At 68.4% G+C, this 14688-nt stretch carries 17 protein-coding genes; 7 read left to right on the top strand and 10 right to left on the bottom strand.

What is annotated here, in order from left to right; all coding sequences use genetic code 11:
• Positions 1 to 155 precede the first annotated feature (155 nt).
• Positions 156 to 665, bottom strand: a complete 510-nt coding sequence (locus tag FHW78_RS19275; protein ID WP_183644580.1) for a hypothetical protein — start codon at positions 663 to 665, stop codon at positions 156 to 158.
• Positions 666 to 808: 143 nt separating this feature from the next.
• Positions 809 to 1675 carry an endonuclease/exonuclease/phosphatase family protein gene (locus FHW78_RS19270; protein WP_183644577.1) on the bottom strand — a complete coding sequence of 289 codons (867 nt, stop codon included), beginning with the start codon at positions 1673 to 1675 and terminating at the stop codon, positions 809 to 811.
• A gap of 163 nt (positions 1676 to 1838) precedes the next feature.
• On the opposite strand from FHW78_RS19270, the gene FHW78_RS19265 reads away from it, so the two are divergent.
• From FHW78_RS19265 to FHW78_RS19255, 3 genes are read left to right on the top strand one after another with little or no spacing between them, the layout of a single operon-like run.
• Positions 1839 to 2510 carry an HAD family phosphatase gene (locus tag FHW78_RS19265; RefSeq protein WP_183644574.1) on the top strand — a complete coding sequence of 224 codons (672 nt, stop codon included), beginning with the start codon at positions 1839 to 1841 and terminating at the stop codon, positions 2508 to 2510.
• A complete protein-coding gene (locus FHW78_RS19260) occupies positions 2507 to 3295 on the top strand; it encodes a DeoR/GlpR family DNA-binding transcription regulator (protein ID WP_183644571.1) in 789 nt (262 codons plus the stop codon). Before FHW78_RS19265 ends, FHW78_RS19260 begins: the two co-directional genes overlap by 4 nt.
• A 40-nt stretch (positions 3296 to 3335) precedes the next feature.
• Positions 3336 to 4481: an MFS transporter gene (locus tag FHW78_RS19255; protein ID WP_183644557.1), complete on the top strand. Its 1146-nt coding sequence runs from the start codon at positions 3336 to 3338 to the stop codon at positions 4479 to 4481.
• Positions 4482 to 4491: 10 nt separating this feature from the next.
• On the opposite strand, the gene FHW78_RS19250 is transcribed toward FHW78_RS19255, so the two are convergent.
• The 7 genes from FHW78_RS19250 to FHW78_RS19220 all read right to left on the bottom strand — a co-directional run bounded on the left by FHW78_RS19250 (position 4492) and on the right by FHW78_RS19220 (position 10562).
• Positions 4492 to 4818 (bottom strand): hypothetical protein, encoded by a 327-nt coding sequence (locus FHW78_RS19250; protein ID WP_183644553.1) that lies wholly within the window; start codon positions 4816 to 4818, stop codon positions 4492 to 4494.
• Positions 4819 to 4897: 79 nt separating this feature from the next.
• Positions 4898 to 7171, bottom strand: a complete 2274-nt coding sequence (locus FHW78_RS19245) for a CocE/NonD family hydrolase (RefSeq protein ID WP_183644550.1) — start codon at positions 7169 to 7171, stop codon at positions 4898 to 4900.
• A gap of 111 nt (positions 7172 to 7282) precedes the next feature.
• The gene (locus tag FHW78_RS19240; protein ID WP_255443353.1) at positions 7283 to 7999 is read right to left on the bottom strand and encodes a DUF4386 domain-containing protein; all 717 of its coding nucleotides are present in this window, start codon (positions 7997 to 7999) and stop codon (positions 7283 to 7285) included.
• 19 nt (positions 8000 to 8018) lie between these two features.
• A complete protein-coding gene (locus tag FHW78_RS19235) occupies positions 8019 to 8450 on the bottom strand; it encodes a DUF6326 family protein (protein ID WP_255443352.1) in 432 nt (143 codons plus the stop codon).
• Between the two features lie 416 nt (positions 8451 to 8866).
• Positions 8867 to 9340 carry a hypothetical protein gene (locus tag FHW78_RS19230; RefSeq protein ID WP_183644547.1) on the bottom strand — a complete coding sequence of 158 codons (474 nt, stop codon included), beginning with the start codon at positions 9338 to 9340 and terminating at the stop codon, positions 8867 to 8869.
• Positions 9341 to 9391: 51 nt separating this feature from the next.
• The gene (locus tag FHW78_RS19225; RefSeq protein WP_183644544.1) at positions 9392 to 9910 is read right to left on the bottom strand and encodes an adenine phosphoribosyltransferase; all 519 of its coding nucleotides are present in this window, start codon (positions 9908 to 9910) and stop codon (positions 9392 to 9394) included.
• 109 nt (positions 9911 to 10019) lie between these two features.
• Positions 10020 to 10562, bottom strand: coding sequence for a porin family protein (locus FHW78_RS19220; RefSeq protein ID WP_183644541.1), 543 nt, complete (start codon positions 10560 to 10562; stop codon positions 10020 to 10022).
• Between the two features lie 341 nt (positions 10563 to 10903).
• Between FHW78_RS19220 and FHW78_RS19215 the strand changes: the two genes are divergently transcribed.
• Positions 10904 to 11416 (top strand): DUF1993 domain-containing protein, encoded by a 513-nt coding sequence (locus tag FHW78_RS19215; RefSeq protein WP_255443351.1) that lies wholly within the window; start codon positions 10904 to 10906, stop codon positions 11414 to 11416.
• On the opposite strand, the gene FHW78_RS19210 is transcribed toward FHW78_RS19215, so the two are convergent.
• Positions 11398 to 11814, bottom strand: a complete 417-nt coding sequence (locus FHW78_RS19210; RefSeq protein ID WP_183644538.1) for an MmcQ/YjbR family DNA-binding protein — start codon at positions 11812 to 11814, stop codon at positions 11398 to 11400. The genes FHW78_RS19215 and FHW78_RS19210 overlap by 19 nt on opposite strands.
• A gap of 58 nt (positions 11815 to 11872) precedes the next feature.
• Here FHW78_RS19210 and FHW78_RS19205 point away from each other — a divergent pair, with 58 nt between their 5' ends.
• The 3 genes from FHW78_RS19205 to FHW78_RS19195 all read left to right on the top strand — a co-directional run bounded on the left by FHW78_RS19205 (position 11873) and on the right by FHW78_RS19195 (position 14684).
• A complete protein-coding gene (locus FHW78_RS19205) occupies positions 11873 to 12751 on the top strand; it encodes a CPBP family intramembrane glutamic endopeptidase (RefSeq protein WP_183644536.1) in 879 nt (292 codons plus the stop codon).
• 96 nt (positions 12752 to 12847) lie between these two features.
• Positions 12848 to 13246: a DUF2946 family protein gene (locus FHW78_RS19200; protein ID WP_183644533.1), complete on the top strand. Its 399-nt coding sequence runs from the start codon at positions 12848 to 12850 to the stop codon at positions 13244 to 13246.
• Positions 13247 to 13307: 61 nt separating this feature from the next.
• A complete protein-coding gene (locus tag FHW78_RS19195; protein ID WP_255443350.1) occupies positions 13308 to 14684 on the top strand; it encodes a hypothetical protein in 1377 nt (458 codons plus the stop codon).
• Positions 14685 to 14688: the final 4 nt, after the last annotated feature.

The following is a 14688-nucleotide window of genomic DNA, read 5'->3' as shown; positions in this document are numbered from 1 at the left end:
AGCCGAGCAAGCTCGGCTCTACAGGGAGGGGTAGAGCGGAGCCTGCTCCGCTGATCGCGAACGCCCATCGGGCAACGGTGCTTTCGGGAATCCGAAGCCGAGCGAGCTCGGCTCTACGCGGGTGGACCGGCCGACCGGTTCGTGCCAAAGAACCGTCACGCAGTGCTGGCGGCCATGACCTTGCGGCGGGCATGCAGTCGCAATGCCTGGTAGCCCGCGCCGATCACGAACAGCACGAACACGACCGACACCAGGCCCAGCACCAGCGGTGACTGCGGTCCGTCGGCCAGCGGCTGCGATGGCGGCACGCGGCGCAGGGTCTCGTTGATGGCGGGAATGAACAGCAGCATGTAACTGAAGGACAGGCTGAGGTTCTGCAGATACTCGGCGCCAGCACCCAGCCAGGCATGGCGGCGCGCGGTGAAGCCCACGGCCAGCGCCAGCAGGGCGAGGACGCCCAGTGCGTGTGCCTCGTTGAAACCGCCGGTGCTGGACAGTCCGAACGAGGTAAAGATCGAGATCAGCATGCCGGCCAGATACGCCTTGCCGATACGCGAGGTGGGTTCGATGCGGCCGTCGCGGATCAGCGCGATCGCGCCGAACACGACGGGCAGCAGGCTGAGGACGGTATGGACGATGCCGAGCGGCGAGAACGAGGGCGTCATGGTGCGTGTCCTTTCGAAGGGAGGAAAAGGAACTTCGACCTGCCGCACGGGATGCCCCCGGTCGTCGTGCCTTCCCCCTCCGGGACGGTCACCGCGCGTCCGCGCAGCCTATGCCGGACGCGACCGTGACGCCAGCCCCTCGATCAGGGCATGGCCGTCCAGCGCAATTCGGCCACCACCGGGAAGTGATCCGAAGGGTAACGGCCGTTCTCGTGGTCGGTCACCGTGGAGACCGGACCCACCTCGAAGCCACGCACCAGGATCCAGTCGATGCGGCGATCGGCCTTGCCGGAGAAGGCATGGAACGTCGCCTCCGGACCGCTGCGTTGCGTGCTGCGTTCCCAGGCATCGGCCAGATCGGCGGTGAGCAGCGCATGCACGCGGCTTTCCGGACCGGTGTTGAAATCGCCGGTGACCACCACCGGCACCTCCGCCGGCAGCGCCGAGAGGCGCTTCAGCAGCAGCGCGGCGCCGCGCTCGCGGATGGGTTCGTCCTCGTCGCGATAGGGCAGGTGGGTGTTGAAGAAATAGAAGCGGCGGCCATCGGCGATGCGTTCGAACAGCGCCCAGGTGACCATGCGCGGATACAGGTTGCCCCAGGTGATGCTGCCGGCCACCTCCGGCGTGTCCGACAGCCAGAAATCGCCGGACTCGATCACCTTCAGTTCGTCGCGCAGGTAGAACACGCCCATGTGCTCGTCGCCGGCGCCTTCGGCGTCGCCGCGGCGGCCGACACCGAACCAGGCGTATTCCGGCAACTGCCGCACGATGTAATCGCCCTGCTCGGCGAACAGTTCCTGGGTCCCGAACACCACGGGACGCTGGTCGCGGATGGTGTCCACGAGGATGTCCTTGCGCGCCTGCCAGCGGTTGTCGCCATCGGCGTCGGTGGGCAGGCGGACGTTGAAGGCCATCACCTTCAAGGGAGCGATGGCGGCGTCGGCCGCCGAGGCGGCAAACCCCGTCAGGGCGGTGGACAGGACGAGCAGCAGGGCGGCGAGTCGGCGCATGGCTTCCGGGTTCGTGCGGGGGAGCGCCGGAGTGTAACCGTCGCCCACGAACCCCTCGTGACGTGGCGCAGCAACGATCGGAACCGGCGGACGCTTGCCTGATATTGCATGATTGTGCATGTTTATGCACAATCATGGCGAATCCGCACCAGGTCATTCCCCCATGAACCGCCCGGAACCCGCTCCCGTGCCCGCCCAGGCACCGGCCATCGACGCCATCGTTTTCGATCTGGGCGGCGTGCTGGTCGACTGGAATCCCCGCTATCTCTACCGGCAATTGTTCGGCGAAGACGTCGCCGGCATGGAATGGTTTCTCGCCGAGGTGTGCAGTCCGGCCTGGAACGCCGCGCAGGATGCCGGCCGCAGCTGGGACGAGGCGGTGGACGAGGCGATCGCGCGGCATCCGGACCAGGCCGGGCGCATCCGCGCCTACCGTGACCGCTGGATTGAAACCCTGGGCGAGGCGCTGGCGCCGACCGTGCGGGTGCTGGACGAACTGCGCGGTGGCGACTGCCGGCTCTATGCGCTGACCAACTGGTCGCGCGAGACCTTCCCGCATGCGCTCGAACGCTATGACTTCCTCGGCTGGTTCGACGGCATCGTGGTGTCCGGCCAGGAGCGCCTGGCCAAGCCGGATCCGGCGATTTTCCGGTTGCTGATGGAGCGCCACGGCCTGCTCGCCGAGCGCACGGTGTTCATCGACGACATGGCCTACAACGCGGAGGCCGCCGCGCGCCTGGGCATGCATGCGATCCACTTCCGCGACGCCTCCCTGCTGCGCCACGAACTCGCGCGGCTGGGCGTGGCCATCAACTTGGCGGAGACGATGCCATGAGCCAGTCGACCGGCATCGATCTGCTGCCCGAGGAACGCCAGCAGCGCATCCTGCAGCGCCTGCACGCGCAGGGCCGGGTTCTGGCGGTGGAACTGGCGCAGGAATTCGCGGTGTCCGAGGACTCCATCCGCCGCGATCTGCGCGAACTGGCCGCACGCGGCCTGTGCCGGCGCATCTATGGCGGCGCGCTGCTGCATGCGCCGGAAGTGAAGCCGCTGCTGCAGCGCCAGGGCCAGGATTCGGAGCGCAAGCAGCTGCTCGCGCGCAAGGCGCTGGGCCTGCTGCGCAAGGGCCAGACGATCATCCTCGACGCCGGATCCACCAACAGCGCGATCGCCGACGCGCTGCCGCGCAACTTCGAGCTGACCGTGGTCACCAACGCGCCCGACATCGCCTTCCGGTTGATGGAACGCACGGACGTGGAAGTGCTGATCATCGGCGGGCGCATCGAACACCGGATCGGCGCGGCCATCGGCGCGCAGGCCGTGCAGGAGCTGCGGCGCGTGCGTGCGGATCTGTGCTTCCCCGGTACCTGCGCGGTCGACATCGACAGTGGCCTGTGGGGCAACGATGCCGAGGAATCGCTGTTCAAGCGTGCGATGATCGAGTGCAGCGGCGAGACCGCGGTGGTGGTGATGAACGAGAAGTTCGGCGCCGACGCGCGCTTCCAGTTCGCCTCGCTGCACCAGATCGACCACCTCATCGTCGAGCACGATGCGCTGGAAAGCCTGCGCAGATCCTTCGAGCAGCAGGAAATCGCCGTGCTCCGCGCCGATCGGCGCTGAACGCCGCTGCTCCGTTCCCGTCCCCCGCGAGAATCGTCCGATGTCCGTTGCCGCCTCCGATTCCCCCATCTCCCGTGTCGAGTACCGCGCCACCCGCCTGCTGTTCTTCGCCGCCGGCTGCGCCGTGGCGGTCTGGGCGGCGCTGGTGCCGTTCGCCAAGGCGCGCACCGCGCTGGATGAAGCCTCGCTCGGCGCGCTGCTGCTGTGCCTGGGCCTGGGCTCGCTGATCGCGATGCCGCTGGCCGGCGCCTGGACCACGCGACAGGGCTGCCGGGTGGTGCTGGTGCTGTGCACGGTCGTGTCCAGCCTGATGTTGCCGCTGCTGGCCTGGGTGCCGTCGGTGTACGCGCTGGGCGCGGTGCTGTTCGTGTTCGGCGCGGCGATTGGCGCGGCGGACTGCGCGTTCAACGTGCAGGCAGTGATCGTGGAGGAAGCGGCGGGCCGTCCGATGATGTCCGGCTTCCACGGCTTCTTCAGCCTGGGCGGTATCGTTGGCGCGGCCGGGGCGGCGGTGATGATGTCGCTGGGCGTGGCGCCGCTGGCGATGACCCTGTTCTGGTCGGCCTTCATCCTGCTGCTGCTGGCTTTCAACTGGCGTGGCCTGCTGCCCTATGGCAGTCCGCACGAGGGACCGCTGTTCGCGGTGCCGCACGGCTTCGTGATCCTGCTGGGCGTGTTGGGCTTCGTGGTGTTCCTGACCGAAGGCGCGATGCTCGACTGGAGCGCAGTGTTCCTGACCGAACAGCGGGGCATGGCGTCGGCGCAGGCCGGGTTCGGCTACGCCTGCTTCGCGCTGGCGATGACCGCCGGACGGTTTGCCGGCGATGCGATCGTCGCGCGGCTGGGACCCTCGCGGGTGGTGTGGCAGGGCGGCCTGCTGGCCGCCGCCGGCATCACCCTGTCGGCCTGCCTGCCTCAATGGCAGTGGTCGCTGGTCGGCTACACGCTGGTGGGCCTGGGCTGCTCCAACATCGTGCCGGTGCTGTTCACCGCCGCCGGCCGGCAGAAGGTCATGCCGCAGGCGCTGGCGGTGCCGGCGATGACCACGATCGCCTATGCCGGCGTGTTGACCGGTCCGGCCGGCATCGGCTTCGTCGCCCACCACAGCAGCCTGCCCATCGCGTTCCTGCTGCTGGCGGCGATGATGGTCGGTGTGGCGATGTGCGGGCGCGCGCTGCGCAACTGACGTCCGGAGGCTAGGGCAGCACCCACGCCCAAATCGAAGGGGCGGCCAGCAGGAGCAACACGATCGCCACGCCGATGGCGCCTGCCCATGCCAGCGGAAGGCGCTGATGCCGGTAGACCGAGGCGGCGGCCAGCAGGCTTCCCCATGCGACCGCGCTCCAGAACGCGGTGTTGGCGGAACCGATGCGGCCGAACCGCAGGCCCAGGCGGTCCAGCAGATGCGCCAATAGGGGAACCACCACCAGCCCCGCAGCGAAGGCCGTCACCACGTGGGCGAACCTGCGCTTGCGGGACGGCGCGCCGATGGGTGATTGCGGTGGTTGGTAAGGCGAGTTCATGAAGGATTGCTTTTGCGACGGACGAACGCATGTCTACGACACGGAGGCGCCAGTCGCAAGCGTGGCGTGGCGAAGACGCTCAACGCAGCAACGGCACCTCGATATGGCTACTGTCCCGCCAGCGGATTTCCAGCGGTGCGCCGGCGTCGGCGATGGTTTCTTCGCCGACCTCCTTGCCGCTGCCGTAGTTGACCTGCATGTCGCGCTGCTTGTTGACACCCAGCACCACCACCAGCCGGCTGCCGGGCTGCAACTGCCGGCTGACCAGGCGTTCGCTGCGGAAAGTGATCGATTGCGGCTTGCCGGGCGTCAGCAGTTCGCGACGGCCGCGGTCACGCGCGTGGCTGGCGCGACCGAGATGCCAGGACAGCAGCAGGTGGCGTCCGTCGGGTAGCTGTTCGTACAGGGCCAGGTTGAGGTCGAAGTCGCGCTTGTTGGTGATGAAGTCGAGCTGGCCCGAGAACAGGCCCGACAGCTCGGCCGGCGCCGTCAGCGGCGCGCTGCGGAACACCAGCGCAGCGTGCGGATCCAGCGCATCCAGCATCGACAGCGCCGGCGGATTCCAGTTGGCGTCGTTGCGGTCGGAAAGATCCACGGTCAGCAGGCTCTCGGCGCGCTTGCCAGGCGCCTGTTCCGACAGCGCTCCCTCTGTGCCGCCGGACATGGCCGGTTGCAGGTACAGGCGCTGGCGCTGGTTGGCCATGGCGTCGAGGGAGGCGGCATGCTTCCACGTGTTGGCCCCCATCACCTGGTAGTTGATCCGGTCCTTCAGGACGTCCGGACGCGGGCCGCCGCGCAGGACGTGATCGAACCACTGGAAACGCAACGCTGGCAGATCGATCAGCGCAACCGGATCCACCTCGTAGCCTTCCTGGACGCGCGCCACGCCGGCCTGCATGGAGAAGTGGTTGTACGGTCCGATCAGCAGGGTGTGATTCGCGTTGGGGTTGTGCCGCCTGTGTTCGTCGAAGTAGTGCTGCACTCCCACGCGCGCGCCGTCGAAATAGCCGGTGACCGCGAGCACGGGGATGTCGATGGCGGCGAATTCGTCGCCCTGCGGGGTCATCGCCTGCCAGTAGGCGTCGTAGGTGGGGTGTTCCAGCCAGCGCGAGAAATAGGGATTCGGGTGGCCGTCGATGGCGGGCAGGTCGCGGTAGGCGCGACCGCTGCGGTACCAGTTCGCATCCAGTTGCCGCCAGCGTTCCTCGTCGCCGTAGCTGTCGGCGTCCAGGGTCGCGTTGGCGGCGGTCCAAAGCGGCCACGGGTACAAGAAATTGAGGAAGATGTTGCCCTGCATCGGGATATCGATGCCCGGCGCGGTCGAGGCCGAAGTCAGCATCGCCTTCAGCGCGGGCGGGCGGTGCTTGGCCGCGGACCATTGGGTGAAGCTGTTGTAGCTGTTGCCGTACATGCCCACGCGGCCGTCGCACCACGGCTGCCGGCTGATCCAGTCGATCGCGGCGGCGGCGTCTTCGCCGTCGTGTTCATAGGGTACGGGCTCACCCGGCGCGCCGGCCTTGCCGCGGCTGTAGACGAACATGCCCACATAGCCGTGCGCGGCCGCCGCCTTCGCATCGGCCAGCGACCAGCTGTCGTTGACGTAGATGGTGAAGCCCAGCAGCACCGGCTGCGGCGCGGCCATACGTCGTGGCCGCACCACCAGGCCGCGCAGGCTCGTCCCGTCCGCACCGGGGACGACCACGTCGCGTTCGATGACATAGCGCCTGGCCTCGTCCTCGGCCAACAGGTCCGGAAGCACCGGCAGCAGCGCCGCGTAGACCGTGTGGAACTGGTACAGCCGGATCAGTTCCAGCGCGTCGGTTTGCTCGATGCGCGTCTTGCCGCGCTGCTTTTCCAGCGCCGCGTCGAGATCGCGACGCGCGCGCGGCAGATCCGCGCCCATCACCGGCAGGGTGCGGGCGGCCTGTCGGTCATCCAGGCGCGCGAATGCGCGGCGGAACGCGGCGGCCGGATGGGTTTCGCCGCGCAAGCGCGCATCGGCATCGATTGCGTACTGGATGAACAGCACGTCGGCCTGCTCCGGCGCTGTTTCCCGGCGCACCTCGCGCAACGCGGCGATGCTCGCCAGCGCGGCCTTCGGTTGCCCGGCGGCCATCTGCAGGCGCACCCGGTTGATCAGCTCGCGTTCGCGATCCGGATCCTCGTAGCCGGCCAGCACTTTGCGGGCGAGCGCGGGCACCTGTCCTTCGAGCGCCGTGCCGGAGTCCAGCGGCTTGTCCGGCCAGGCCAGGGTCTGCGCGTGCACGCCGAGGGGAATGACGAACCATGCGAATACCAGCAGTGCCGCTTTCCATGACGCCTGTGTCCGTGCCTGCCGGTTCCGCGTCCGCATGCGTTGCTCCGTGGTGTCCGGCCGGTGGCCGGAAGGTCGGCGGATGATGCCGGAAGCGCCGGCATCGCGCACCTGCCGCCCATCGGCGGACGCCAGCGGCCGCGATGGCGGTTACCGGCGTGCGGGTGCGCGCACGCCCATCACCAGCAGCCACAGGCAGGTGCCTATCTCGCCCAGGGTCGCGGGCAGGGTGATATATCCCGCCACGGCGGTCTCCGCGAAGCCGGGCATCAGCAGGCGGGCGGATACATCGATCACGTAACCCAGGCAACCCAGCATCAGCAGGATGCCCAGTACGCGCGGCAACAGGCGCGAAGTGAACACCAGCCAGCCGAACGGCAGCAGCCACAGTCCCCAGAACAGCTTGGACACCAGGATGCCGTTGGCGTAGCCCTTGAGCGCCAGCATCACCTGCGCGTTGAGTACGTCGGGAGAAAACGCGCGCAGGTCGTCGGCGCCACCGAGCAGGCTCAACACGTCGAGCTTGTGCAGCAGGTTGAAGAACGACAGCGGCACGCTGGCCACCGCCAACGCCACCATCAGCGTGGCCGCGGTCCTGCCATGCGGTGCCAGCAGGCGGTACAGCGCCAGCGGCAGCAACAGGAACGCGAGATAGCAGACCAGTCCGGCGGAGATGCCGAGCCGGAACAGGCCTTCGTTCGCGGTGATCTTCGCGACGGTCGCGGCGGCGTCGCCCGCCACCTGCGTCTGTGACGGTACGTAGGCAATGCTGAAGATGCCGGCCAACACCACGATCAGGTAAAGCAACCCGGCGATGCGGGCGGTAGTGCGCGGATGGTGCAGGGTGACGGCGGAATCCATGTTCATGGGCATGAGTCCGGGAGCGTCAGAGCGGCCGGCGCGGCCATTTCAGCGCGAGGCCGACGATGGCCAGGCACAGCAGGATCTCGACCACGCCGAGCAACTGGTAGAAGCGCCATGCGCCCGGCATGGTCAGCACCATGATGGCGGCATAGGCCAGGCCCAGCAGCGCGTTCACCCAACGGCTGATCGCCGGCTTCATCACCAGCGACAGGAACACCATCAATGCCGGTATCGCCATCATGATCGAGGTGCCGACCAGCACGTTCTGGGTCACCGCGCCGAGCGGACCCATCCGGCCGTCAATCATGTTGCCCAGCTTGCCCGGCACGTACAGGCCGAAATAGTCGCCGTACACGAAACACAGCATCAGGCTGGCCCACAGCGCGGACAACTTGATCTTCACCGGTATCTTCGCGTCCTCCAGCGGAGGCGCGGCTTGCTTCATCGATGCCATGGATTCCCCTTGCCGGAACGTGTCGTGGAAACGGACAGCTGGAGCGTGGTGCGGAGCAGCGGCGGCCGGGGAAGCGAATGCGGGCCGGGAGAAACCAAGGAGCCGACAACGGGCAGGCCACGCGTCTCTCCTCGCCTGTCCACGCCCGTTGTGGCCGTGGGCGACGTTAGCACGGGCTCCCTGCCGGGCCATATGCCGGATGGGCTAGTGCCTGTCGGCAGGGAGAAATCCGGTCCGCATTCCCAATGAAAGCGATGCAACCATGGGCTGCCGGAAAAGCTCGCGACTCACGTCGCTCCCACAGGCTAGCAAGACGATCTTCCTATGCAGGAGCGACGTCAGTCGCGACCCTGCCTGGGTGAAGGTACAAGAGCTCGCGACTCACGTCGCTCCCACAGGGGAGAGGGGGACGGAGGTCAATCCGGTGCGTAGGTACGCCAGTGCACCATGTGGCGGCCGTCGTGGCGCATCCCGACGAACTCGAATCCAGTGTAAGGGGCGGGACAGGTGAAGAAGTTGTACTGCGAGGCAAGCATCCCCTGCGAAGGCCACCAGGAACGCGCGAACCGAACCGGCAGCGTCTGCGCATAAGTGGCCGGGAGGCAGCCGTCGGGCAAGGGTATGCGGGTATCGCCGGGCAGGTCGAACGCCAGCGCACTGACGTTGGTGTCCAGGTTGTGCACTTCATGCAGCGCGGTCGCGCTCTCCGGCACCCAGGCGGGAATCCAGCCGCGGTCGATGGCGCCATCGGCGCGAGCCTCGGCCAGGTTGTCATAGACCGCATCGAGGGTGTCCGACAGGCATCCGGCGAGCAGGCCCAGGCATGGCAGGATGATCAGGAGCCAGCCTGTGGGAACGACGTGAGTCGCGAGCTTTTTTCCTATCGTCATCGCGGGCTGTCGCGACTTACGTCGCTCCTGCAGGGGGAATGGTGTTTGCGCTCAGAACGCCAGGACGGACCATAGCAGCGCCGGGTCGTTCCAGCGTTCGCGTGCGCCGAGGAATGCCAGTTCCACCAGTACCGCGGCGCCGACCACTTCGGCGCCCTGCTGGCGCGCCAGCGCCACCGCCGCGCGCAGGGTGCCGCCGGTGGCGAGGACGTCGTCGATCACCAGCACGCGCGCGTCGGCGGGCAGGGCGTCGGCGTGGATTTCCAGCCGGTCGCTGCCGTATTCCAGCGCGTAGTCCAGGGTCAGGGTGCGCGCGGGCAGCTTGCCGGGTTTGCGCACGGGCACGAAGCCGATGTCGAGTTCGCGCGCCAGCGCCGCGCCCAGGATGAAGCCGCGCGATTCCACGCCGATCACCGCGTCCAGCGCGGTGCCGCGCCAGGGTTCGGCCAGTTCGGCCATCGCCTCGGCGAAGCCGTCGGCGTCGGCCAGCACCGGGGTGATGTCCTTGAACACGATGCCCGGCTTGGGGAAATCGGGTACGTCGCGGATCAGATCGGACCAGTGGGACATCGGGAGGCTCGCCAGGGAACAAGGGGGAGGGCGATGCTACCGCGTCCCCGCATACGAACGAAAACCGCCGGACGGGCCGGCGGTTTTCCAGGCGCGACTTGCTGGGGGATCAGAAGTCGTAGCGGACCTGCAACTGCGCCAGATCCAGGTCCGCGTCCTCGATCTCGAAGCGGCTGTATTCGCCGCGCAACGCCACCTTGTCGGTGAAGCGGTACTGCAGGCCCAGGCCGTAGGTGGCATCGGTGCCGCTGTCGTCGCGGGTGCGGGTGACTTCCGGCAACGCGCGATCCAGATCCCAGCGCTGGATGCCGGCCTTGGCATAGCCGGAGAACTTGTCGGTGAACGGCACGGTGGCGACCGCGGTCAGCGAAATACTGCTGGCTTCCAGCGGACGGCCGAGGTTGCCGCGCGGTTCCAGCTTGCCGAGATCCGAATAGCCGGCTTCCAGGCCGAACCAGTGGTTGAACTGGTAGCCGCCGAACACCGAGAACGCAGTGTCCTCGTCGTCGTAGCGCTGTTCGTCCACGCTGGACTGGCCGGCGCCGACGCCGGCATAGAAGCCCTTGGGTTCGGCGGCCTGCGCGCCGAAGGCGATGCCGCCCAGCAGCACGGCGGAAAGAAGGGCACGGGACAGCTTGTTGTTGTTCTTCATGTCTGAAACTCCTGCATGCATCGCGCGGGGGAGGGAGTTGCGATGCGTGTGGCGACGGGTCCTGGCGGAGTGCCTGGGCAGCCGTCGTGCGAAGCAAAGATAGGGATGCGGACGCCGGAACAAACGGCGGCATCGGCGATGCAGTTTCCCGTCGATGGAACGAAGGAATGACGCATCGGCACTGGACTTCCGCGATGGATTGCGCGCAACGCGCGCCCGTTCCTTGACGCGGGGGATGCGGACGCAGCACGCGATTCGGGATGGACTCTCCCGCCGGGAAGGACTAATCACCGCCATCGGACTTGTCTAAGCTGCGCGCTTCCCTGTCCCGAGCCGCCGCCATGAGCGAATCGCTGTCGATGTACCAGGCCTCCGTTCCCGTGCTGATCCGCGCCCTGCGCAACTTCAAGCACATCCTCGCCAAGGGCCAGGCGCATGCGCTGGCGCAGGGCTACGACCCGGCGGTGCTGCTGCAATCGCGCCTGTATCCGGACATGTTGCCGCTGCTGCGGCAGGTGCAGATCGCCACCGATACCGCCAAGTTCGCGCCGGCGCGGCTGGCCGGCGTGGACTCGCCGCGCTTCGAGGACAATGAAACCAGTTTCGATGAGTTGCAGGCGCGGCTGGATCGCGCGCTGGAGTTCCTCGGCAGCTTCACGCCGGCGCAGGTCGACGGCAGCGAGGGCAGGGACGTGGTGCTGCCGCGTCGCAGCGGCGACCAGCATTTCAGCGGTCGCGACTATCTGCTGGGCTTCGTGTTGCCCAACCTGCTGTTCCATGTCGGCATCGCCTACGCCATCCTGCGCCACAACGGCGTGCCGCTGGGCAAGATGGATTACCTGGGCGAAACCTGACGCTTCTTCACGCGCGCGGGCTGATTCGCCGGCGTCGTCGTGGTGCCGGCGATCTCCCGCTGCCGCGCGCGACTCAGCGTGGCCAGCGCCGCCCGGTACGACCAGCGGATCAGCGATTGCAATTCCTCATCGGGCATCGCGCACACGTCCACCACGGTGATCCAGCGGTAGCGGCCCAGCCAGCGTGCCGGTTTGATGCCCGGTTGATCGGTCAGCTCCAGGAAGCGCTCCGGCGCGACCTTGAAACTGAAGCGCCAGCGCTCCGGCGCGCTGGTCTTGAAGTGGGCGAAGCGCTTGCCGCCGACGAAGTAGGCCAACAGGTTGGCCGGCTCGCCCCATTCGGTGACGGTGGCGCCGGGAAGGCCGGCGCAGAAGCGTTGGGTCTGTTGGAGGTCCATGGCTGCGGGCGGGGGGACAAGCTGGCATGATGCCACCGGGGCCCCTCGAGTCGTCGTCATGCTGCGTCGCCATCCCGTGGTGCTGTTCCTGCTGCTGACCGTTCTTTTCAGCCTGCCGTTCTATCTGTTGCTCAACCTGTCCTTCGCCAACGCCGAAGGGCGGCGCCTGTACGTCACCGGGCTGATGTGGAGTCCGGGCCTGGCCGCCGTGGCCGCCTGCCTGCTGGCGCGGATACCGCTGGCGAACCTGGGCTGGCGCTGGCCCGGCGGGCGCCTTGCCCGGTTGAGCTATCTGATTCCGATTGGTTACGGCCTGTTCGCCTACGGGATCATCTGGGCGACCGGCCTGGGGCGGCTCTCCACCGAGATCTACCTGCCGTACGCGCGTCGCGTGATCGGCCTGCCCGATGCCTCCGACGGCGAAGTCATCGCGATGATGCTGGCCCTGCAACTGGGCATGGGCTTCATCCTCAACGTGGCGATGGCGCTGGGCGAGGAAATCGGCTGGCGCGGGCTGCTGGGGCCGCGGCTGGCGCGACGATTCGGGTTCGGGGCGGGTGCCCTGTCCACCGGCCTGATCTGGGCGGCCTGGCACTACCCGGTGCTGTTCTGGCTGAACTTTCCCGGCGATCCGCCCAAGCCCTTCGCGATGGCGTGCTTCACCGTCATGGTGACCGGCCTGAGTTTCGTCTATGCCTGGCTGCGCGAAAGCACCGGCAGCGTCTGGACCGCCGCGATCCTGCACGGCAGCCACAACGCGGTGATCACGCCGGTATTCACCCTGCTGACGGTCGAGACGGGTCTGGTCACCGTGTACGCGGTGGACGAGTTCGGTTTCATGCTGGCGATCACCAGCGTGCTGATGGCGTTGTGGTGCTGGCGCCATCGTGCCCGCCAGGCCGGCGCGCGGGCGTTGGCGGAGGCCGCGGCATCCTGACCGACGTGCGACATTTCGTCGCACGCCCGCCGGATCAGGCACTTGCGCGGCTGGCCTGGCGCGCACGGGGCGTCGCCGATGACTAGAATCCCGGTCGTGATCCGGAACCCCGCCTTTTCCCGTCCGATGGCCCGGCTGGCGCTCTGCGCCATGCTGCTGCTGGCGTTCGCGCCCGCGCTGAGCCGGGTGCTGGCCGCGGGTGCTTCCGGCGCGATGGCCGGCTGGGTCGAACTGTGCACCGCCAGCGGTCTGAAGTGGGTGGACACGGCCGCGCCGGCCGGAGACGCCACGCCCGCGCATCCGGCCACGCCCGCCGACGCGGATTGCGCCTATTGCCCGCTGGCGTCGTCGTTGCCGCCGATGCCGCTGTCGCTGATCGCGCAGGTGCCGTTGCCGCCCTTGCCGAGGCTCGTGGTACACGGACGCCATTCCATGCCACGTGCGCCGGTCCGCGTGCGCGGACTGGGCGGACAGGGCCCGCCCACGATTTTCTGAACCACGCGTACCGAGCTGTTCCCGCGGTCGTGTGGCCGCGCCCGTGCTTTGGAGAATGCCGATGTCCGTTCATCTGCCGACGCGCCGGAGCGCGTCGCCGTTTGCCGTCCGCGGGAGCCGTCGTGCTCCCGCTGTTGCCGTTTCCACCTTGCTGCGCGTGGGCGCGCTGGGCCTGCTCGGCCTGCTGGCCGCCTGCGGTGAACGCGAACGCATGGAGCCGGAAACGGAGCGCGCGGCATCCACGCCGGCGCAACCCGCGCCCGCCCGGGTGCGCGAGTGGAGCCTGCCCGCGCCCGTCGGCGCCGCGCAGCCGGATCTGGTAATCGCGCCGGATGGCCGACGCCTGCTGAGCTGGGTGGAACCGGCGACCGGCGATGCGCATCGCCTGCGCCTGGCGTGGGCCGACCAGGAGAACTGGCAGGCGCCGATCACGATCGCCGAAGGCAACGACTGGTTCCTCAACTGGGCCGACACCCCGCATGTGCAGGCGCTGCCCGATGGCTCGCTGTGGGCGCACTGGCTGCGCAGCACCGGGCCTTCGCGGATGGACTACGGCATCGATCTGGTGCGTTCCGGCGATGGTGGACGCAGCTGGAGCGCGCCGCAGCTGGTGCATCCGGCGGGTACCCGTGGCGATCACGGCTTCGTGACCTTCTGGGCACAGGCGCAGGACCAGCTCGGCATCGCCTGGCTGGACAGCCGCCAGAAGGCGGCCGCCGGCGTCGATCGTTCCGCCGATGCCGCGCACGACGGCGACCATCACGGCGGTGGCGGCGCGATGATGCTGCGCGCGGCGCTGTACGGCGCGCAGGCGCGGCAACTGGCCGAATGGCCGCTCGATGCGTCCACCTGCGATTGCTGCACCACCGCGTCGGCGATCACCGAACGCGGCGTGGTGGTGGTGTATCGCGGACGCACCGCGGGCGAGATCCGCGACACCCGCATCGTCCGCTTCGATGGGCAGGCATGGACCACGCCGCGCGATGTGCACACCGATGGCTGGCACATGCCCGCATGCCCGGTGAATGGTCCGGTGGTGGCCGCGCGCGGCAACGATGTCTGGGTGGCGTGGTACACCGAGGCCGACGGTACGCCGGAACTGCGCGCGGCCCACTCCGGCGACGCGGGCGATCATTTCGACGCACCGGTCACGCTCGCGCGCGGCGGACAGGTGCTGGGCCGGCTGGGCCTGGCGCTGGGTGATGGCCGCGTGCTGGCCAGCTGGCTGGAGGAAACCGGCGCGGGCGGCCAGCGCATCGTGCTGGGCAGCTACGATCCGCGCTGGCAATCCGCCACCCGCGTGGAGGTCGCCACGCTGGCCGCGCGCGGACGCGCCAGCGGGATGCCGCGCCTGCGCTGGGCCGATGGCGCCGCCTGGCTGGTGTGGACCGATGTGGATGACGGAAAACCGCGGTTGAAAGGCGCGTCGGTGCGCTGAGGGA

The organism is Pseudoxanthomonas sp. OG2 (assembly GCF_014192765.1).
In the GTDB taxonomy this organism is placed as follows: Bacteria; Pseudomonadota; Gammaproteobacteria; order Xanthomonadales; family Xanthomonadaceae; genus Pseudoxanthomonas_A; species Pseudoxanthomonas_A beigongshangi.
Note: the sequence above shows the minus strand (reverse complement) of the source record. Positions and strands in the feature narration are given on the sequence as shown.